The sequence below is a fragment of the Nonomuraea sp. NPDC050451 genome (assembly GCF_044458585.1).
The window spans coordinates 22,893-42,236 of the sequence record NZ_JBITHZ010000062.1 but is presented as its reverse complement, the minus strand read 5'-3'; the positions used below and the strand labels follow the sequence as shown (position 1 = coordinate 42,236).

General features: G+C 68.6%; 25 protein-coding genes. 6 read left to right on the top strand and 19 right to left on the bottom strand.

Going from position 1 to position 19,344, the window contains the following annotated elements; genetic code table 11:
• Positions 1 to 188 precede the first annotated feature (188 nt).
• A complete protein-coding gene (locus tag ACIBI9_RS64550) occupies positions 189 to 338 on the top strand; it encodes a hypothetical protein (RefSeq protein WP_397238490.1) in 150 nt (49 codons plus the stop codon).
• A 106-nt stretch (positions 339 to 444) separates the two neighbouring features.
• On the opposite strand, the gene ACIBI9_RS64545 is transcribed toward ACIBI9_RS64550, so the two are convergent.
• From ACIBI9_RS64545 to ACIBI9_RS64515, 7 genes are all read right to left on the bottom strand, one after another.
• A complete protein-coding gene (locus ACIBI9_RS64545) occupies positions 445 to 663 on the bottom strand; it encodes a hypothetical protein (protein WP_397238488.1) in 219 nt (72 codons plus the stop codon).
• Between the two features lie 207 nt (positions 664 to 870).
• Positions 871 to 2,139, bottom strand: coding sequence for an APC family permease (locus ACIBI9_RS64540; protein WP_397238486.1), 1,269 nt, complete (start codon positions 2,137 to 2,139; stop codon positions 871 to 873).
• A 326-nt stretch (positions 2,140 to 2,465) separates the two neighbouring features.
• Positions 2,466 to 2,858, bottom strand: coding sequence for a VOC family protein (locus ACIBI9_RS64535; protein ID WP_397238484.1), 393 nt, complete (start codon positions 2,856 to 2,858; stop codon positions 2,466 to 2,468).
• Entirely contained in the window at positions 2,855 to 3,658 is an 804-nt protein-coding gene (locus ACIBI9_RS64530) for a metalloregulator ArsR/SmtB family transcription factor (RefSeq protein WP_397238482.1), read from the bottom strand. Before ACIBI9_RS64530 ends, ACIBI9_RS64535 begins: the two co-directional genes overlap by 4 nt.
• 467 nt (positions 3,659 to 4,125) lie before the next feature.
• Positions 4,126 to 4,431: a DUF6223 family protein gene (locus ACIBI9_RS64525; RefSeq protein ID WP_397238480.1), complete on the bottom strand. Its 306-nt coding sequence runs from the start codon at positions 4,429 to 4,431 to the stop codon at positions 4,126 to 4,128.
• Between the two features lie 243 nt (positions 4,432 to 4,674).
• On the bottom strand, positions 4,675 to 5,373 hold the full coding sequence (locus tag ACIBI9_RS64520) for a sulfotransferase family protein (protein WP_397238494.1): 699 nt from the start codon (positions 5,371 to 5,373) through the stop codon (positions 4,675 to 4,677).
• Positions 5,374 to 5,558: 185 nt separating this feature from the next.
• Positions 5,559 to 5,960 (bottom strand): DUF6223 family protein, encoded by a 402-nt coding sequence (locus ACIBI9_RS64515; RefSeq protein WP_397238478.1) that lies wholly within the window; start codon positions 5,958 to 5,960, stop codon positions 5,559 to 5,561.
• Positions 5,961 to 6,249: 289 nt separating this feature from the next.
• Between ACIBI9_RS64515 and ACIBI9_RS64510 the strand changes: the two genes are divergently transcribed.
• Positions 6,250 to 7,485, top strand: a complete 1,236-nt coding sequence (locus ACIBI9_RS64510) for a sensor histidine kinase (protein WP_397238492.1) — start codon at positions 6,250 to 6,252, stop codon at positions 7,483 to 7,485.
• Positions 7,482 to 8,180 (top strand): response regulator, encoded by a 699-nt coding sequence (locus tag ACIBI9_RS64505; protein ID WP_397238476.1) that lies wholly within the window; start codon positions 7,482 to 7,484, stop codon positions 8,178 to 8,180. Before ACIBI9_RS64510 ends, ACIBI9_RS64505 begins: the two co-directional genes overlap by 4 nt.
• Positions 8,181 to 8,300: 120 nt before the next feature.
• Here the strand turns inward: ACIBI9_RS64505 and ACIBI9_RS64500 are convergent, their stop codons facing one another.
• The 10 genes from ACIBI9_RS64500 to ACIBI9_RS64455 form a co-directional block, all read right to left on the bottom strand.
• Positions 8,301 to 8,612 carry a hypothetical protein gene (locus tag ACIBI9_RS64500; RefSeq protein WP_397238474.1) on the bottom strand — a complete coding sequence of 104 codons (312 nt, stop codon included), beginning with the start codon at positions 8,610 to 8,612 and terminating at the stop codon, positions 8,301 to 8,303.
• 10 nt (positions 8,613 to 8,622) lie between these two features.
• The gene (locus tag ACIBI9_RS64495; RefSeq protein WP_397238472.1) at positions 8,623 to 9,840 is read right to left on the bottom strand and encodes a cytochrome P450; all 1,218 of its coding nucleotides are present in this window, start codon (positions 9,838 to 9,840) and stop codon (positions 8,623 to 8,625) included.
• A gap of 44 nt (positions 9,841 to 9,884) precedes the next feature.
• On the bottom strand, positions 9,885 to 10,646 hold the full coding sequence (locus tag ACIBI9_RS64490; RefSeq protein ID WP_397238470.1) for an ABC transporter permease: 762 nt from the start codon (positions 10,644 to 10,646) through the stop codon (positions 9,885 to 9,887).
• A 9-nt stretch (positions 10,647 to 10,655) separates the two neighbouring features.
• Positions 10,656 to 11,420, bottom strand: a complete 765-nt coding sequence (locus ACIBI9_RS64485; RefSeq protein WP_397238468.1) for an ABC transporter ATP-binding protein — start codon at positions 11,418 to 11,420, stop codon at positions 10,656 to 10,658.
• The gene (locus ACIBI9_RS64480) at positions 11,420 to 11,833 is read right to left on the bottom strand and encodes a DUF1048 domain-containing protein (RefSeq protein WP_397238466.1); all 414 of its coding nucleotides are present in this window, start codon (positions 11,831 to 11,833) and stop codon (positions 11,420 to 11,422) included. Before ACIBI9_RS64480 ends, ACIBI9_RS64485 begins: the two co-directional genes overlap by 1 nt.
• A gap of 2 nt (positions 11,834 to 11,835) precedes the next feature.
• Complete coding sequence (locus ACIBI9_RS64475) at positions 11,836 to 12,165, bottom strand: PadR family transcriptional regulator (RefSeq protein WP_397238464.1); 330 nt, start codon at positions 12,163 to 12,165, stop codon at positions 11,836 to 11,838.
• A 454-nt stretch (positions 12,166 to 12,619) separates the two neighbouring features.
• Positions 12,620 to 12,754 carry a hypothetical protein gene (locus ACIBI9_RS64470; RefSeq protein WP_397238462.1) on the bottom strand — a complete coding sequence of 45 codons (135 nt, stop codon included), beginning with the start codon at positions 12,752 to 12,754 and terminating at the stop codon, positions 12,620 to 12,622.
• 244 nt (positions 12,755 to 12,998) lie between these two features.
• A complete protein-coding gene (locus tag ACIBI9_RS64465; RefSeq protein WP_397238460.1) occupies positions 12,999 to 13,325 on the bottom strand; it encodes a DUF1048 domain-containing protein in 327 nt (108 codons plus the stop codon).
• Between the two features lies 1 nt (position 13,326).
• A complete protein-coding gene (locus ACIBI9_RS64460) occupies positions 13,327 to 13,683 on the bottom strand; it encodes a DUF1048 domain-containing protein (RefSeq protein ID WP_397238458.1) in 357 nt (118 codons plus the stop codon).
• The gene (locus tag ACIBI9_RS64455; protein WP_397238456.1) at positions 13,680 to 14,006 is read right to left on the bottom strand and encodes a PadR family transcriptional regulator; all 327 of its coding nucleotides are present in this window, start codon (positions 14,004 to 14,006) and stop codon (positions 13,680 to 13,682) included. Before ACIBI9_RS64455 ends, ACIBI9_RS64460 begins: the two co-directional genes overlap by 4 nt.
• 371 nt (positions 14,007 to 14,377) lie before the next feature.
• On the opposite strand from ACIBI9_RS64455, the gene ACIBI9_RS64450 reads away from it, so the two are divergent.
• Entirely contained in the window at positions 14,378 to 14,644 is a 267-nt protein-coding gene (locus tag ACIBI9_RS64450) for a hypothetical protein (protein WP_397238454.1), read from the top strand.
• Between the two features lie 122 nt (positions 14,645 to 14,766).
• A complete protein-coding gene (locus ACIBI9_RS64445; RefSeq protein WP_397238452.1) occupies positions 14,767 to 15,390 on the top strand; it encodes a hypothetical protein in 624 nt (207 codons plus the stop codon).
• A 165-nt stretch (positions 15,391 to 15,555) separates the two neighbouring features.
• Here ACIBI9_RS64445 and ACIBI9_RS64440 read toward each other — a convergent pair whose 3' ends face one another.
• Complete coding sequence (locus ACIBI9_RS64440) at positions 15,556 to 16,878, bottom strand: erythromycin esterase family protein (RefSeq protein ID WP_397238450.1); 1,323 nt, start codon at positions 16,876 to 16,878, stop codon at positions 15,556 to 15,558.
• Between the two features lie 62 nt (positions 16,879 to 16,940).
• On the opposite strand from ACIBI9_RS64440, the gene ACIBI9_RS64435 reads away from it, so the two are divergent.
• Positions 16,941 to 17,492, top strand: coding sequence for a helix-turn-helix domain-containing protein (locus tag ACIBI9_RS64435; protein ID WP_397238448.1), 552 nt, complete (start codon positions 16,941 to 16,943; stop codon positions 17,490 to 17,492).
• A gap of 439 nt (positions 17,493 to 17,931) precedes the next feature.
• Here the strand turns inward: ACIBI9_RS64435 and ACIBI9_RS64430 are convergent, their stop codons facing one another.
• Positions 17,932 to 19,173, bottom strand: coding sequence for a serine hydrolase domain-containing protein (locus ACIBI9_RS64430; RefSeq protein WP_397238446.1), 1,242 nt, complete (start codon positions 19,171 to 19,173; stop codon positions 17,932 to 17,934).
• Between the last annotated feature and the right edge of the window lie 171 nt (positions 19,174 to 19,344).

Sequence of the window (19,344 nt, the reverse complement as noted above, 5' to 3'; positions counted from 1 at the left end):
AAAGCTACGAGGCCGGACTCTACCTCCGAGGCTCGATCATGTGGTTAAGACTCCTCACCTCAACCACATGATCCGAACTCTAAACAGCTCCTAGCGGCGGAGCAGTAGACGCAGCAGACGCCAGGCGCGGGTCCGGCGGCCCCGATCGGTGGAAAACAGATAGCCTGCTCGCCACCGCCGATAAGGCGGTGTGGGTATGGAACCCGGTCGCGCGCGAGCCGGTCGGCGAGCCCCTCACCGGCCACACCGGCCCCATCTATGCGATCGCCTTCCAGCCCGGCGGCTGCCTGCTCGCCACCACCGGCGGTGATGAGACGGGGAGACTGTGGAACAGCTGAACCTGGGGTTCCAGGCGACCTGAGCGGAAGCCCTGGACTCGCCGTTGTCAGCGGCGTCGCGATGCGTTCGACGCCTGGGCAGGCCCTCATCAAGGCCGCGGCCGCGCTACAGGAGGCCGTCAAAGAGCGCACCGCGCGCGATGGGCGAGCTGATGACCATGACCGACTCACCCATCGCGCTCCAGGGGGTCCGCAGCCGCAGCGTCTGCTGGTACAGCGGGATGGCCTGGCCCAGCGTCGTTCGGCCGGAACCGAAGAACCCTTCGGCCGCGGGGAACGTGCGAGCGTTGTCCGGCGCGATTGTCCGGCCCCGCCAAAGAGACAACGGCCTTCCCGGGGCAAATCGGGAAGGCCGTTCTGTGTCTGCCCGAGCGCTCGTCCGGACCAACGAACTGACGCCTTGGGGCGGCCGATCTGGGCTGAGCACATCACGGTCACGGTTGTTAGGGGCGAAGAACCATGCGGGTAGCCGGCCCGCCCGGTCTTTATCGGCAGGGACAGGGCTTGGCGAAGGGACTCCAACCACCCGAACTCAGGTAGGCCGCTTGATCGCCCGCCGTAGACCGTATGCTGCGGCGCCGACGGTCAGCACCGCTGCTCCGGCGATCACTGAGGAAAGTGGCAAGGCGAAAGCGAGGACCAAACAGCCGGCCAAGCCGACGGCGGGGATCAGCCGTACCGGGCGGCCCTCGCCGGGTGTGAGAGTCCAGGCGCTGGCGTTGGCGATGGCGTAGTAGACCAGCACGCCGAAGGAGGAGAAGCCGATCGCGCCGCGCAGATCCGCCGTACCGGCCAGGATCGCCACGACCGCGCCGATGACCAGTTCGGCGCGGTGGGGGACCTTGAAGCGGGGGTGGACGGCGGCCAGCACGTGCGGCAGGTGCCGGTCGCGGGCCATGGCCAGCGTGGTGCGGGAGACGCCCAGGATCAGCGCCAGCAGCGAGCCGGTCGCGGCCACCGCGGCGCCCGCGCTGACCAGCGGCGTCAGGGCGGGCAGCCCGGCGGCGCGCACGGCCTCGGCCAGCGGGGCGGTCGCCCGGCCCAGACCTGAGCTGCCCAGCACGGCCAGCGCCGCTACCGCGACCGCGGCGTACGCCACCAGGGTCAGGCCGAGCGCGAGCGGGATGGCCCTGGGGATGATCCGGGCTGGGTCACGGACCTCCTCGCCCAGCGTGGCGATGCGGGCGTATCCGGCGAAGGCGAAGAACAGCAGACCTGCCGCCTGCAGGATCCCGGTGACGGTGGCGTCCGAGGTCACGTCCAGGCGCGTGGCGTCGGCGGTGCCGGAGGTGAGGCAGACGACCGCGACTGCGGCCAGCACGGTCACCACCACAGCGACGATCGCCCTGGTCAGCCAGAGCGTCTTGTGCATCCCGGTGTAGTTGACCGCGGTGAGCGCCACTACGGCGGTCACCGCGACCGCGTGCGCGTGCTCCGGCCACAGGTAGGAGCCCACGGTCAGCGCCATCGCCGCGCACGAGGCGGTCTTGCCGACCACGAACCCCCACCCGGCCAGATAGCCCCAGAAATCCCCCAGACGCTCCCGCCCGTAGACATAGGTGCCGCCGGAGGCGGGGTAGCGGGCGGCCAGCCGGGCCGAGGAGGTCGCGTTGCAGTAGGCAACCACCGCGGCCAGCGCCAGCCCGAGCAGCAGCCCCGAGCCGGCCGCGCGGGCCGCCGGCGCGAAGGCGGCGAAGACGCCGGCGCCGATCATCGAGCCGAGTCCGATGACGACCGCGTCGGCCAGGCCCAGGCGGCGCTCCAACTGCCCCTGACCGGTGGGGGTGGGTGTGCCTGCCACGGCGACCTCCCGTTGAAACGGATCCCGATATCGGGTCACGATACTGCTTGGTCATAGTCAGGGATCGGCCGGGAGGCCCAGCAGCGCAGCCGCGTCATCCGTCCATCACGTGGTCAGTGGCATCAGGCGAACGCTCATCCGGGCCGAGGCGGCTGCGAGTTCGGTGATGATCACCACGTTGGCGGCCATTGTGAGCGGCCGGCGTTGTGCACACAGAGGAACAGCACGTCGGGCGCGGTGGACATGGTCGCTTCTCGGATCTCGGTAGGTGCGGTGAGCTGGTCGGTGGCCGACCGGCTCACCCGTGGGGCATGTGGCTGCGTTGCTCAGGGCCCGGGCCGACTGGCGGGCTGGAACAGTTCGATCAGGTTGCCGGCGGGGTCGGCGAGCAGGATCTGGCGTCCGCCGGGGCCGGAGACCACGTCGCTGTGGAACGGCAGGTCCGCGTCGCGCAGCCGGGCGATCTCGGTGTCCAGGTCGTCGACGACCAGGTGGATGCGGTTGCGGCCGGCGCCGGCGGCCTGGTCGGGGGTGGCGCGGGCGCCGGAGCTGGTGGGCCCGGACAGCAACAAACGCAGCGGCCCGCGTACCACGTCGGCGAAGGCGGGCGCCGCACTGAAGTTCAGGGTGAAGCCGAGATGAGTGGTGTAGAAGTCGATGGCCGCTTGGACGTCGTCGACGATGTAACGGACGCTGGCGACCTGGTCGGCTGCTGTCATGGCTGGACCTTCCGGTGCGGGGTGGGCAGAAGGATGGGTTGCAGGTATCGGATGCGGGTGTCGATCTCCGCGGCGGTGCGGTCGAAGGCGGGGGAGCTGTCCCGGGCCGTGTTGTCGCCGTTGGCGGCGGCTGGGTCGGGGATGCTCCAGTGCAGGCGTTGCGGGTGGTCGTCGAAGTCGCGGCGGACCTCGCGGACCTTGTCGCACAGGCTGATCACGTAGTCGAAGCGGCGGCCGGTCATCGTGTCCAGATGCCGTGGACGCTGGTCGGCGATGTCGATGCCGTACTGCTGGCGCAGCACTCGCACGGCGTCGGGGTGGAGGCGCGCTTTGGGGTGACTGCCGGCGCTGGTCACCTCGGCGCGGTTGCCGACGCGGTGGCGCAGCAGGGCCTCGGCGATGGGTGAACGGGCGCTGTTGCCGGTGCACGTGAACAGTACAGAAGGCACCGCCGATGTTTCGGCCGCGGTTGCTCCTGGCGCTTCCGCCGGCTCGGCGGGGAGCAGACGTAGCGCGGGATGTAGGGCGGCACCGGCGGCGGCCAGTGCCTGCGCACATTGCTCCAGGTCCAGGTGGTAGTAGCTGTCGCGGCCGTCGAAGCTGCTGCGGCGGGCCTTGACCAGCCCGGCCGAGCGCAACAGCCGCAGATGGTAGGAGACGAGGTTCTGTGGCTGGCCGAGCAGGGTGACGAGTTCCCGTACGCGTAGATCGCTGCGCGCCAGCTCGCTCAGCAGCCGCCAGCGCACCTCATGGGCGGCCAACCGGACGAACGGCGGTGGGACTGCTTGACCGGGCACCATGCTTCGGATAATACATCAAACTCATTTGATGGAATTGGGTGCGCTGGTATCACCAAGGAGCATCGGAGCGCAGAGATCGTGCCATGGTCGAAGGGGCTGATTGCCGCGAAAGGCCTGCAGCCAGGGCGAATGCCGAGGCCGGTGGCCGGTCATCCGAGGGGAGTCCGACGGTGGCGCGGCCGGTGTTGCCTTCTGGGCAGCGGTCGAGCGCGGCACCAGTACGGGGAGAGCGAACATGGCGGTGCGGGCGACGCGCATCTCGGAGCGGTGGGTGGCGCGTACGCGGGCAGGCATCGGGCGGTGGGCGAGCAGCAGCCGTCGGTGCAGTTCCCTGCGCTGCCGGCCACGCCGCCGCCGACCAGCTCCTGAGCCGCTTCGGCGGCCCATGATCCCGTCTCCTGGTACGGCATCGTCCTTCGCGCTGCCGTACCGTTACCGTAAGAGAACGGCACTGGCTCGGGGCTGGGTCAGGCGGTGCGGCGGGAGCGGGCCAGAGCCAGCCCGCCGAGGATCAGGGCGATCGGCCCGACCACCAGGTCCACGTAGCCTCCGACTATGCCGTAGCCGGTGCCGGGACCACCATCGGCGGCGGCCACGACCAGCCCGCCGATGACCGTGCAGGCCAGCCCCACCGCCAGCGCCACGATGGCCCCCCTTCTCCCGGTGCCGGTGCCGATACGACCGGCGGAGCGGGCCAGAGCCAGCCCGCCGATGACGGCGCCGGCCAGCCCCAGCAGCGCGGCCACCGCGGACCAGAGACGCCCGGCGGTCAAGGCGTAAGCACCGACGGGCTGCGTCAAAACGTGCGCGGCTGCCGGTGTGGCGAGCCCTACAACTCCGAGCAGGGCGGCTGCGGCGGTGGCTAGCAAGTGACGGACGGACATGAGGATCCTTTCGGTCGAATGACGGGCGTCGGCAGCGTGTGCAGCGCTTGGGAGGGGTTTCACGGAATCGGCGAGGACGACCTCCGCGCCCCCTTCGCAGGACGGTCCCGTGGAGAGGCGCGGTGATGCCGTTCAGTCGTGCGTGCCGGAGAAGAAAGCCGAGTCGATGCTGCCGTCGGTCAACAGTCGCTGCAGCGCGCGCTGCATGCTCTCGGAGTCGTTGAGGTGCGGGAACGGCTCGCCGGCGGGAGCGTCGACGCCCAGGAACCGGCAGAGCGGCTCCCAGCCCTCGCGGACGTCGAACACCAGGAGGCGATCCGCGGGCACGCTCTTCTGGACAACGGCCACGTGACGGTGGAACGCCGCTACCGCGATCTCTTCGTCGGGCATGCCCCGCTGGAAGTCCCAGGTGTCGCCGAAGGTGGACTCTCCGATGAGATCGAGAACCGGGCGGAGCCTCTCCATCGTCCTGAGTACCGCGGCCCTCGCTTCAGGCAGATCCGGCGGCACGTCCCGGCGGGTGGCGATCAGAGCCTGCATGCTGACATACCAGCGATGCGGATCGCGGACGGTCAGGACGACCTTCGCGTCCGGGTAGACCTCCGCCTGCTCGCGCCAGAAGAAACTGGCCGGCCAGTCCTGGGTGGATCCGTAGCCGTCGAGCACGCTGTCCCAGTCCAGCGGCAGGCCCGAGGCGGCGGGCAGCCACCGGTCGACATGGTCGGGATTGCTCCCGATTTCGGCCATGTGATAGCAGGGACCGAATCCCAGCCTTTCCAGCGCGGCCTTCATCGATCTGGTTCCGGTACGCGGGAATCCCGCGCCGATCACGTGTAACACGTCAGCCTCCTGCTGTTGCGGCCGCGGCGTTCGCCTTTCGGCAGACGTTGATCGCGGTCTTGGTGTAGGTGTCGGATTAGTTGGGCAGCTGTACCTGCCTGTACGTACATGCGTACAAGTTCACGAGAAGCGGCCGTCGTACGGTGAGCGAAGTGTGTAGCTCGTATTCGCTGCGGTCAGCCGCTCAGCTCGGTGCGGCGGGTGCGGGCCAGGGCCAGCCCGCCGAGGACCGCACCGACCAGCCCAAGCACCAGGGCCACGGCCGCCCCGAACACTCCGTTGCCGGTGCCGAGACCACCGTCGGCGACAGCCAGTTTCACCGCGCCGTTGAGCCCGCCGATCAGCCCCACCACCAGGGCCACGAGGGCTCCTCTCCTCCCGCCGTCGCCGATACGACGGACAGAGCGCAGCGCCAGCCAGCCGATGACCACGCCGCCCAGCGACACCAGTGCGGCCGCACTGGCCCAGATCCGCTCAGGGGTCCCGAGGAAAGTGTCGACACCCTGGCCCGCGCATTCTGCCGGCGTCGTACAGACTGGCGAGGCCGCCTGTGCGGCAAGCACCAACAGGACGGACATTGAGAATCCTTTCGGTTGAAATGAGGGGCGTCGGCAGCGTGTGCAGCGCGGTGACTCGGCCTGTGCCGGTCGAGGTGCCGGTGACGAGCGAGCGCCTGGGAGGGGTTTCTCGGGATCGATCATCGCGCCGTCGAGGCGGCCGCGGCCTCCGACAGCGGATGGCAGCGTCTACGCAGTTCTGCGTAGACGACTCGTGCCTCGGTACGCCCGTCGTCGTAGGCGGCCGCGCGTCTGGGCGGAGTGTTCTCACGGGCGGGGACCGTAGGATCGCGACATGGAACGCCGCGTGATGTCGTTGCGCCTGCCGGTGATGGCGCAGGAGGTGTTGCTCGCGCTCTTCATCACCGTGATGCAGGTTCAGGGCACGATAGTCCGCAATGCCGGCGAGGTGGTGCAGCGTCCCCTCACCGACCTCGGAAACCTGGGATATGTCCTGCTGATCGTGAGTGGCCTGGTCGTCGCCGTCCGGCGCCGGTGGCCGGTGCCGGTGTTCCTCGTCGCCGCGCTCGCCAGCTTGGTGTACTACGGCCTCGACTTCCCGGACGGGCCCGGCTGGCTCGGGCTCTTCGTCACCCTGTACACCCTCGCCGCCTACGGTGACGGGCGCCGGTCGCTGATGATCGCCGGCGTGGGCACCTCGGTGCTCGCCATCGGCTGGCTGGTCGCCGCGGCCGACATCGAGCCACGCGCCGCCATCGGCTGGGTGTACTTCCGGATCGGCGCGTCGGTCATGAGCGCGGCCCTTGGCGAGTCCGTCCGGTCCCGGCAGGTCATCGCGGCCGAAGCCCAGGAGCGCGCCGAGTTGGCCGAACGGACTCGCGAGGAGGAAGCGCGGGCGCGGGTGGACGCCGAACGGCTCCGGATCGCGCGCGAGGTCCACGACACCGTCGCGCACGCCATAGCGATCATCAACGTCCAGTCCGGTGTCACCGCGCACGTGCTCGACAAGCGGCCGGAAGTGGCGCGCGAGGCGCTGCGCGCCATCGAGCAGACCAGTTCCCGGGCGCTGCGGGAGATGCGGGCCATCCTCGGAGTACTTCGTGACGACGACGGTGACGACGGGCGGGCGCCGTACCCCGGGCTGGGGCAGATCGACGAACTGGCCGCCAAGGCACGTGAGGCGGGACTCGATATCAAGCTTGAGGAGACCTCGCCCGCGACGCCGTTGCCCAGCGCGGTGGGAAGTGCCGCCTACCGCATCCTTCAGGAGTCGATCACCAATGTGATCCGCCACGTCGGCCCGACTCGGGTGACGGTGGCGCTGAACCCCGGGATCGAGGCCTTGGAGATCCGCGTGACCGATGAGGGCCGCCGTGCCGCCCCAGGTCATGACTCCGCGGATGCGCGCCTACCGGCCCGGCATCCGAGCGGCACGGGCAGCTCGGCCAAGCCCGGCCGCGGGATCGTCGGCATGCGCGAACGCTGTCAACTGCTGGGCGGAGAACTCGACGCCGGGCCGATTCCAGGCGGCGGGTTCGAAGTCAGGGCACGGCTGCCCCTCGCGCCGACCGGGGCGCGCCTATGAACGCGGCGGCCTCCTCACCGTTGACCGACGCTCAGATCAAGGTGCTGCTCGCCGATGACGAGGGTCTCGTGCGATCCGGGTTCAAGGTCCTGCTCGACCTCGAGGACGACATCACTGTGGTGGGGGAAGCCACCAACGGCGCCGAAGCCGTCGAACGGGCCCGCGCCACCCGCCCCGACGTCGTCCTCATGGACATCCGCATGCCCAAGGTGGACGGGATCCAAGCCACCGCCCAGATCGCCGGGACGCGCGGGTTGGAGCAGGTCCGAGTCCTCATCCTCACCACCTACGACACCGACGAGTACGTCTTCGACGCCTTGCAGGCCGGTGCCAGCGGCTTCCTGCTCAAAGACGCCGGACCGGCCGAGCTCCTGCATGCCGTCCGCGTGGTCGCCGCCGGAGACGCGCTGCTCGCGCCGCGGATCACTCGACGCCTGATCGGCCAGTTCACCGCGAGACGAACAGCTGCCCGGGTCGCGGAGGACCGGCTCGCGGTGCTGACCGAGCGCGAGCGCGAAGTGCTGGCCCTGGTGGGGCAGGGCCTGAGCAACCACGAGATCGGTGCCGCGTTGTTCCTCAGCCCGGCCACCGCACGCACCCATGTCAGCCGCGCGATGGCGAAACTGGGTGCGCGCGACCGTGCGCAACTGGTCGTCATCGCTTACCAAACAGGACTGGTCAGCCCTGCGATGTAAGGCACGACCACGCCGCGTTCGCGCAGCGACCGGGCGTAGATGATCGTTGTCGAACACCTTGGGGCGTGCCGTTGACCAGTGGCCCTGTGACAAGCGGTGGTTGCGCAGGTCGACGTCCCGTCAAGCGGCGTCGAGGGCTGCGGTGATCTTGCGGATCATGTCGGCCAGGGTGGGGCTGGGCCTGCCCTGGTGGGTCCGTGCGGCTGCTTCGACGGCGACGATGACGGTGCTGCCGAAGTTGTCGGCCTCTGCCGGATCCTGCTTGTTGAGCAGCCTCGTGGCTGACGTCAGGGCCGGCAGCACGTGGTCGGCGAGTTCGGCGAGCACGTGGCCGATCAGGCCGGTCGCGGAGCCTAGGCGGCTGCGGACGCGGTCGCCGCAGGTGAGCAGCCACGGCGGTGGCGGGTGGCCGTGAGTGGCCTTGCCCGCCACCGGCTCGTGGTCACGCGTCCCAGGTGACGGGGAGGCTCTTGACGCCGTAGATGTCGGCGGTCTCCGGGCGCAGGGAGACCTCGTCTGCGGGTACGGCCAGGCGCAGGGTGGGGAAGCGGTTGATCAGTGCGGGGAGGGCGACGCGCATTTCGACGCGGGCGAGCTGCTGGCCCAGGCACTGGTGGATGCCGTGGCTGAAGGCCAGGTGCCCGCCGTCCTGCCGGCGCAGGTCGAGGTTGTGGGGGTCGGTGAAGCGCTCGGGGTCGCGGTTGGCGGTGGCGAGCGACAGGATGAGCGTCGTGCCGGCCTTGATGGTCTGGCCGCCCAGTTCGACGTCTTCCAGTGCGACCCTTGCGAACTGTTTGGCGACGCTCAGATACCGCAGCAGTTCCTCCACGGCCGGTTCGGTGAGCGCGGGCTCGGCGCGCAGCGCGGCCAGCTGCTCCGGGTTCTGCAGCAGCGCGAAGGTGCCCAGCGCCAGCATGTTCGCGGTGGTGTCGAACCCGGCCGACAGCAGGATCAGGGCGATCCCCTGCAGCTCCTCATCGGTCAGATCGCTGTCCATGAGGTCGCTGAGCACGTCGTCGGTGGGGTCGGCGCGCTTGGCGGCCACCAGCTGCGCGAGGTACTGCTGGGTGGCGGTGTAGGCCGCGATCAGTTCCTCGTCGCTGACCTCCCCGCCGAGGAACTTGTCGATGTTGTCCTGAAAGGAGCCGCGGTCCTCGTACGGCACGCCGAGCAGCTCACAGATGATGATGGCGGGGATGGGCTTGGCGAAGGCGGTCACCAGGTCCGCCGACGGGCCGGCCTTCTCCATCGCGTCCAGGTGCTCGGCGGTGACCTGCTCGACGCGTTCGGTGAGCAGGCGCATGCGGCGGACGGTGAACTTGCCCACCAGGGGTTTGCGGTAGCGGCTGTGCTGAGGTTCGTCCATGAGGAGGAACTCGCCGGGCGGGGCCGGGGGGAGCTCGATGTCGCCGTATTCGCTGTAGTCGATCAGCGGGTGGTGGCGCATGAGCTCCTTGCGTGAGCTGAACCGGGGGTCGGCCAGGACCGCCCGGGCCAGGTCGAAGCCGGTGACCAGCCAGCCCTGGTGTCCGTCGGGGAAGGGGAAGCGGCTGATGGGGCCGTGCTCGCGGGCCTGGATCAGCTCCTTGGGCGGGTCGAAGGGGCAGCCGGCCTGACGGGCCGTCGGCATGGTGGTGAGGGTGTGGAGGGATTCGTTCACGACTGTTCCTTGTCTCGCGATAGTACGTGTTTGTAGGGCTCGCCCTAGGAGATCTTGCGGCGGTAGGTGTTCATGGCGAAGGCGTAGGCGACGATGAGGATGCCGACGCACCAGGCGAGGGCGATCCAGATGTCGTTGCCGACCGGCTGCTCCGCGAACAGGGCGCGGATGGCGTTGACGATGGAGGTCACCGGCTGGTTCTCGGCGAAAACGCGCAGCGGGCCGGGCATGGTGTCGGTGGGCACGAAGGCCGAGCTGAGGAAGGGCAGGAAGATGAGCGGGTAGGAGAACGCACTCGCGCCTTCCATGGTCTTGGCCGACAGGCCGGGGATGACGGCGATCCACGTCAACGCCAGGGTGAACAGGATCAGAATGCCCGCCACCGACAGCCACGCCAGCACTCCGGCCGAGGAGCGGAAGCCCATGAGCAGGGCCACGAGCGTCACGACCACGAGCGAGATCAGATTGGCGACCAGCGACGTCAGCACGTGCGCCCACAGCACGGACGAGCGCGCGGTCGGCATGGACTGGAAGCGCTCGAAGATACCGCCCTTCATGTCCATGAACAGCCGGTATGCGGTGTAGGCGATGCCCGAGGCGACCGTGATGAGCAGGATGCCGGGCAGCATGTAGTTCACATATGAGTCCGACTGTGTTCTGATCGCGCCGCCGAACACGTAGACGAACATCAGCATCATGGCGATCGGCATGATCGCGGTCGTGATGATGGTGTCCGGGCTGCGCGTGATGTGGCGCAGGGAGCGTCCCAGCAGGACGGTGGTGTCGGTGAAGAAGTGCTTGCTCATCGTGGTTCCTTATGCCTTCGTGCCGACGAGGGTGAGGAAGACGTCCTCGAGGGTCGGCTGCTTTTCGACGTATTCGACCTTGGCGGGCGGGAGCAGTTGCTTGAGCTCGGCCAGGGTGCCGTTGACGATGATCCGGCCCTCGTGCAGGATCGCGATCCGGTCGGCGAGTTGTTCGGCTTCGTCCAGGTACTGCGTGGTGAGCAGGACCGTGGTGCCCTGGTCGGCGAGTTCCTTGACGGCCTGCCACACCTCGATGCGGGCCTGAGGGTCGAGGCCGGTGGTCGGCTCGTCGAGGAAGATGACGGGCGGATTGCCGATGAGGCTCATCGCGATGTCCAGGCGTCGGCGCATGCCGCCGGAGTACGTCGCGACCTTTCGTCCGCCGGCGTCGGTGAGCGAGAAGCGGGCGAGCAGGTCATCGGCGATCTCGCCGGGGTTCTTGAGGTGCCGTAGCCGGGCGACCAGCACGAGGTTCTCCCGCCCGCTGAGGATCTCATCGACGGCGGCGAACTGCCCCGTGAGGCTGATTGATTCGCGTACGTCCGCGGCCTGGGTGGCGACGTCGAAGCCGTTCACCCGTGCCGTCCCCGCGTCGGCCTTGAGCAGCGTGGACAGGATCTTCACGGCGGTCGTCTTGCCGGCCCCGTTGGAGCCGAGCAGGGCGAAGATGCTGCCGGGCGCCACGGTGAAGTCCACGCCGCGCAGCACTTGCAGTTCCTTGTACGCCTTCTCCAGGCCCTGCACCTGGATCGCCGCGGCTTGCTGTGTCGTCATCAGTCCGTCCTGTCCTTTGTCGTGGTGTTCTCGCCGGCGGCGCGTTCGATGGCGCTGGTGAAGCGGTTGCGCTCCCGGGTCCTGTACTGGCCGAGGGGGTAGTTGGCCACGAACGCCTCGACGAACTCCACCGGGTCCTCGCCGAAGATGGCGCGGATCGGGGTGCCGTCCGCCGCGCCCTGTTCGAACAGTTCGGCAAGGTCGTCGTACATCGCCATCGCGCCGGCGCCGTCGACCGGCCCGAAGTGCATCAGGTACCGCTCCAGCGCTTCGACCGCGATGCGGTAGTTCTCGGGAAGCTGCTTGATGCGTGCCTTGTACTGCCGGTAGCGCTTCTTCTCCTCCAGCGATCCGGTGACGATCTCCAGGTACTGCAGGTAACGGCTCTTCGGCTCGTTTGATCCTGTAGTCATGTCTACTTGCCTCCCTCGCGGAGCTGTTCGAGCCGGTCGGCCAGGAAGCTCCAGGTCCGCCAGAACTCTTCGAGGTACTCCCGTCCCTGGTCGTTGAGGGAGTACACCTTGCGTGGCGGTCCCTTCTCCGACGGGACCTTCTCCACGTCGACCAGGCTGCGCTGCTCGATCCTGACCAGCAGCGCGTAGATGGTGCCCTCGGCGATGTCGGAGAAGCCCTGGTCCCGCAGCCACGCCGTGATCTCGTAGCCGTATGCGGGCCGGCCGGACAGGATCGCCAGGACGATGCCCTCCAGCGTTCCTTTGAGCATCTCCGTCACGAGCTTGCCCATGGGACGCCTCCCTCCTTCAGCTACTTAGTGCTGCTGACTACCGGTACAAAGTAACACTGACTACTGGTACTTAGCAACACCGAATAGCTGATCGCCGTTCGTGGGCGAGTCCGTCATCCCTTAGGCGAAGACGGGCTGTGTCAGCCCACTGGAGAGTTCGATCGTCGCGGACGAGGCGGGAGCGCCCGAGACCATGAGTGCGCAATCGCTGACCTGTTCATGGCATCCACCATCGCCGAAAGCGCTGATATCGGACCGTTGCCGTGCTGACACGGCCGCTGATACGACACCGCAGCAGGCCTGCTCGCCGCCGGGACGCCTCCCTGGGGCGGTTCGGCGTCCACAGGATCTCGCCGACGTCTTCGCGGGGCGGGGTCCCGTTCTCCGCGCTCTGCTGCTCCGGCTCGGGAGGGTGTTCAAGCGCCCTCCCGGGGCCCGTCCAAGTGGACGGCGCCTATTCGCGGAAGCGACGCAAGCGGTCCTCGCCGGCGTCGAGGGCCTGGCGGTCGCGGACGGCCTGCAGCAGGCGGGCGTGGCGGCTGGGCGGCGCGGCGGTCGCCGACCCGCAGCACCGGCGGGAGTTCGTCACCGGTGATGCCGGCGTCGTGGCAGGTCGCCTCGGGGATGCGGGCCGGCCGGGTCGAGACGCCATTACAGATGGTTGCGTTCGATGACGATCGCGCCCGGGATCTCACGACGGCCGCCCGCTGGAAGTGCGGGCGGGTGCGCACCAGCCGGGCGCCGCGGGAGACGGTCGGCGCTGCTCGGCGCGCGCAGCGGCAAGCAGGCCGTCGGTGGTCAGGGGCCGGATGTCTCCTACGGCTCATCCATTGTTACTTCTCGGCCGTGCCGGGTTTCCCGCTGATGGACTCCTGATAGATGTCCGCGTAGGTGCGCGAGTCCTTGATCAGGTCGTCGCAGAAGGCGGCGACATCGTTGCCGATGAGTTCCAGGACTCCCTTGCCGGCCGCGACGCCCTCCTCGAAGAAATCGACGATCCCCGAGAGCAGGGACCCATCAGCCAGTCCGACCGGCCCTACCTTGAAGAAGTACCTCTGAATCTCCTTGTAGACGATCCGATAGTCCGGCGGGAGCGCCTTGACTCGCGCCATGTGCGCCCGCCACTGCTTCTTGCCCTCGATGATGTCTTGGATGCCCACGTCAGCCTCCTAGTCGGCCCAATTTCCTTGCGACGTTCCTGTTCAACTGCTCGCGCCACCGGTCGCGATAGCTCCGAGCCCCTTCTCCGCCGGCCAGCGCCGTGCAGAAGCCCCCGATGTCGTCACCCAGCACCTCGTGAATGCTCCGCCCATCGGCCGCCGTCTCTTCCAGCAGCCCCAGAGCGCCGTCGAGAATCGGCATCAGGTTTCGACCCGTGAAGTCAGCGTGGGGAAAAAGATGACCCTTGATCTCCTCCCACGCCGCCCGGTAGTCGGCCGGCAATGCCGCGGCCCGGGCTTCGAACGCCTTCCATTCCCTGGTGAGATCGCTGCCTGTCATGGTCTCCCAGAAGTTCATCTCCCGCCCTCCTTGAGCTTGTCGATCCGTGATGAGACGTACTCCCATTTCGCCCAGAACGTCGCGAGTTCTTCGCGCCCCGCGTCGTTGAGCGCATAGAACTTGCGCGGCGGGCCCAGCCCGGACGGTCGTTTCGTCACCTGGACGAGCCCGTTCTTCTCCAACCGCAGCAGGATGGTGTAAACCGTCCCCTCGACGACGTCGGCGAAGCCGAGTTCGTTCAGCCGACGCGTGATGGCGTACCCGTAGGTCTCCTCGCTGCCGATGATTTCCAGCACGCAGCCCTCAAGCGTGCCCTTCAGCATCTCCGTCAGGTCGTCCATCGTGGGTCCTCTTCGATCTCCTGGTACCTTGTAGTACCGAGTACCACTATACGGTACCACAGAGTAGTGAGCCAACGGCGAGCGCAGACCACGGAAGCGATTCGAATCATCGGCCCGCGGCTGGATGCTCGACATCACCACCTGGCCCGGCGACGTCGAATCCTTGGTTGACGCCATGGTCGGTCGCATGCTGGCCGACCCCAAGCACCTCTACCGCCGCTACTTCGACCTGGTCGCCGCCGGCCGCAAAACCGCCGAGGTCCGAGTGCCTGCACAGCCTCAAGGCCGGCGACCACATCCGGTTCGTGTGCGGCCGCGACGACGCCCTCACTCGCGTCAAGCGGGCGAGCCGGTACGGCAGCTTCGAGGAGATGCTCGACGCCGAGGACCCGGCCAACGTCAACCCCGACAGCCCGCGCGAGCAGCACCTGGCCAACATCCGCCGCATCTACGGCCCCGAGAAGGAAGCAAGTCTGCCTCCCTTCTCCGGGAGCGCGGCTGGTGTCGTGTTGATGGCGGTGGCCGTCGGCCTGTTCGGGGCTTGGGCGTCGCTACCCCCTGGCGACAGGTGTGATGGCCTGGTGCTTCGCCACTGGCTTCCTGGCGCATGCCGAAGGCGAACGGGCCTTCGGTGTTGAGGGCCTCGTCAGGCTCGCCGCATTCACTGCGGTCGCGCTCGTGGGTTGCGCGTTGGCGCACGCGCGCAGCATTCACCGCCCGTACCGCCGGATGCGAGCGGACCTCCGCCGAGCTCCTGTCCTTGTTCGACAGCTGGCTACATCGGCGTGCCAAGGCGCTGTCGCCGACCTACGCGATCGGCTTCCTGACCGGCCATTTCGGCATCACCTTCTTCTCTGGCGGCGGTCGTGCTCGCAGTGACCGGCGCCGAGGCGCTGTACGCTGCTCGTTCACGGCGCTGGCCTTCGCGTCCGGCATGGCGGTGACCGGGACGATCACCATCACCACCCCTGCTGTTCTTCCACGTGGCCCGCGTGAGGTGGGGCACGCCGCTGTGGATCGTCGGCCTCGGCGCAGCCGTCTTCCCGCAACCGTGGTCGAGCACAACCATGTGCGGCACGACCACGTCCTGATCATGTCCATCGAGACCGAGCCCGCTCGCCGCGTTCCGGCCGGCCGGCGCATCGCCGTCGACGACGGGATCATCCACGTCACCGCCCGCTTCGGCTACATGCAGGCACCGGACGTGCTCGGCGCGCTGGCGATGCTCGGCCCGGCCACGACCGAGGGGCGACTGCGGCTCGAGCAGGCGTCCTCCTTCCTGTCGAAGATCGAGCTTCGGCGGGGGCCGGCTCCGACGATGGCGCCGTGGCGTAAGCGGCCGTTCATCGCCACCTCGTACATCACCGCCGACGCGGCCGAGTAATTCGGCCTGCCCTGCGACCGCACGGTCATCATGGGCTCGCAGATCGAGGTATAGCGCGACGGACGCGATCTCGCCGACGCGGGGGTGCTGGTCGAGGTGGGGCAAGGCAGGGGCCATGATCGAGCCCAGCACATCAAGGCTCAGCCATACGGAGTGACCGCCCGGCTACTGGGACTTGTAGTGGGAGAACACGTCCCGCACCTCCTGCGGCGAACAGGCGAGCGCGGCCTCGTCGGGGTCGGCGCCCGTGACGTGCGGCAGGTGCACGACGATGTCGTACGCGTCCAGTGCGCTCACGGGAGAGTAGTACGCGCCGACGCCGGCGCGTTGCACGGTGGCGCCCCGGACGGCCTCGGCGTCGGCCGGCGACAGTCGCCGTAGATCGGTGGCGAAGGGGCCGTCGTGGCTGGCATGCATGAGGGCGTCGAGGCTGCCGGGCTCCGGGGCCTGCATCGGCGCGAAGAGGGCGCCGGCCTGGAAGGCCGCGAAGTCGGAGTTGAGCATGTGACCGGTTCCCGAGGTGGCGCCGATGACCAGGTAGTCCTGGCCCAGCCGGTCGGCCAGGTGCATCCCCATCGGGGTCACCGGGTCCATGCCGGGGAGCGCGGCGGGCCCGCGCTGGATGTGGCCGTTGTGGGCGGCCAGGACGATCCGGTCCTGTCGGCGCAGAATCCATTCGACCGTGTTGGCGATCTCGGCGTCGCGGTTGTACATCACGCTCTGCTGGTCGCCGCCGGTCATGCCGCGGATGACGGACTCCAGGGTGAGCGCGTGGCGCATGGATCGCAACGCGCGCTCGTACTCCTCGGCGGTGGTGCGCCGGACGTACTCAAGGCGCCGGCCCTTCATGCGCGCGGCGAGGCCGGCGAGGCCCGCCGTCAGCGCGTCCTTCGTCTCGGGCGGAAGCTGGGCGTAGACGGCCATGGTCGCGGGGGCGGCGAACGCGGACGTCGCCGAGAAGGCCGAGGCCGTCTCCCGGATGGCCGGGTCGAGCTCGAAGCCGGGATCGGCCTGCGCGAGGTAGGCGAGCACGGCGTCCAGGGCGGGGATCAGGGAGGCGTTCTGGCCTCCCAGATCTATGCCGTAGAAGCCGACGGGGCGCTCGGCGGTGGCGTTGTGCCGGCGCATCCACTCCAGGTGGGCGCCCATCTGCCGCCAAAGGCCCGTCAGTGAGGTCAGGCCGCTCGCCATGATCTCGCCAAGCCGGTCCTCGCCGCCTCGGACCCAGGCGTCGGTACGCCGGCCCTCCGTGAATCCGGTCTCCATCGCGTACGCGCCGAACCCGTGCCGCTCGGTCAGGTAACGCAGGAGGCGGTGGCGCAGCTCGTAGAACTCGCGGTTGTAGTGCGCGCTCTCGCCGATCGCCACCACCCGCGCGTCACCGATCGCGTCGTCCAGCCATTCCAGGTCGTCCAGTGCGGCGCCCGGGTCCAGCGTGCGCAGCGGGATCACCGCCGCGTCGCTGAGCCGTGCCGGTGTCGTGGTCATCGACTGCCCCTCTCGAATAGTACCAAGTTTGGGAACAGTACCAGATGTGGGAATATAGGAGAATGGACACGCTTGAGCTGATCTTGCATCCCGTCAGGCTGCGCATCATGTGGGCACTGTCGGGTGGGCGCACCCGCACCACGTCCGACCTGTGCGAGAGCCTGCCCGACGTGCCCAAGACCACCCTGTACCGGCACGTCGGCCTGCTCGCCGACGCCGGGCTGCTGGAAGTCGCCGACGAGCAGCGGGTGCGGGGGATGGTCGAGCGCTACTACCGGCTGCGGCAGAACGCCGCCCACATCGACCTCGACACGGCCAAGGCGATGTCCCTTCAGGACCACCGCCACGGTTTCGCGGCGGCCATGGCGGCGCTGCTCGCCGAGTTCAACGCCTATCTCGATCGGCCGGGGGCCGATCCGGTAGCGGATCGGGTGGGGTATCGGCAGGGGACGTTGTGGCTCAGCTCGGAGGAGATGGAGGAAATCGCGGGTGAGCTGCAGGAGGTGTTCAGGGCGCGGATGGGGAACGGGCCCGGACCGGAGCGACGACCGCATGTGATCAGCGCGATCTTCTTTCCGACGGAGGAACGGGGGCAGGACGAAGGGAGCCCGTGAACTCGTCCGATTGAGCGTCGCCCGTTGATTCGTACCGGATGGCAATGCCCGGCCCGGCGAGCCGCCGTGCCCACGTCGACGGCGGGCCGATTCGGGTGGCGGCGCTATGAGCAGCGTCCTCATCCGCGACGACGCCGTTGACTGATCACATAGACGGATCGGGTGGGGGAGACCGGTCAGGGTGGAGCGTGGTCATGGTGAGCTTGACGAGTCGGCGCAGTGCGGCCTTGGACGGCAGGCTGCCGGAGGCATGGAGGGCGTGGCGGCAGAAGTCGGCCAGTTCGTCGGACGTGATGTCATCGCGGAGGTGGCCGGCCTCTGCGTCTTCGGCGAGGGTGTCCCTGAGGAAGGCGCGCGGTTGCCGGTGGTCGTGGGCGACATGCTCGTCGTGGTACTGGTCGAGGTCTTCTGCCGGATCGACCTTGACCAGGTGGGCGGATCAGTCGTCGATGGCCTGGTAGAGGGTGGTCCAGAAGTCGTGGTTGGCCCGCGCCGAGTCCGGGGTGGACATCCCGGTCTGGGTGAGCAGGATGCCGACCAGCTGGTTGTCCGGGTCGGCGTAGACGGTGGTGCCACTTCCGCCGTCCCAGCCGAACTGGCCGATGGGGGCGTAGTCGCCGCGGTAGGTGCGCACCGCCATCCCGAAGCCCCAGCCGCCGTGCTGCCCCAGGCCGTACGCCAAATGGACGGCGTTGCGGCCCCAGACCTCTCGGGCGGCCAGCTGCTCGGGCGTGAGGCGGTTGGTGGTCATCAGCTCGACGGCGGGCCGGGACAGGATCCGCTGGATCCCGTGCATCCCGTGGTTGAGCAGCATCCGGAAGTAGGCGTGATAGTCGTCGACAGTGGAGTCCAGTCCGCCGCCGCCTGACTGGAACGCCGGAGGCTTGCTGTGGTGTCCCCCTTCGACCTTGTCCTCAACGAGGAACTCTCCGGTCTGCGGATCGGGGGCGTAGAGGGGCGGCAGCCGGTCGAGCTTGTCGGCGGGCACGTGGAAACCGGTGTCGGTCATGCCCAGCGGATCGAAGATGCGCTCACGCAGGAACGTCTCGAACGATTGGCCGGTGACCCTGGCGACCAGTACGCCGAGCACGTCGTTGCTGATGTTGTACAGCCACCGTTCGCCGGGCTGGTGCATCAGCGGGAGCGTGCCGAGGCGGCGCATCCACTCATCCGGCCCTGGTGCCGGCAACAGCCATCCGTCCTCCTGGCCGTAGACCCCCTGCTCGAAGAGCGCGCCCATGATCGGGGTGCCCGGCGAGGTCATATCTATGCCGAGCCCATTCGTGGAGGTGAGCAGGTCCCGTACGGTGATCGGCCGCCGCGCCGGCACGGTGTCGTCCAGCGGGCCGTCGGGCCGCTTCAGCACCTGCCGGTCGGCGAGCTCGGGCAGCCACGGATCCACCGGGTCGTCCAGCCGCAGCCGGCACTCATCGAGCAGCACCATCGCCGCCGCCACTGCGACCGGCTTGGTCGTGGAGGCCATCCGGAAAATGGTGTCGCGGCGCATCGGCGCGCCACCGTCATGGCGCATCGTCCCCATCGCTTCGACGTGGGTCTCCTCACCCCGGCTGACCAGGGCGACAAGTCCGGGAATCCTCCCGGACTCGACATGTCCGGCCAGCACCTCGCGCAGTCTGTCCAGCCCGGCCTTGGAGAAGCCGCTGTTGCTGTGTCCCATCATGAATTTCCTTACGTACAGTTTGATCTTGCGGGGCCCGTCCCTGCGCGGCGCTCATGGACATACGAAGGTCGGGGGTGGTTCGCGGCCCTGAGGGCTCGATCGCTGAACCGTTCATGGCATCCGCCATCGCCGGCCGATCTGTCGCCGTCTTGACGCCGCCGCTGACACGCG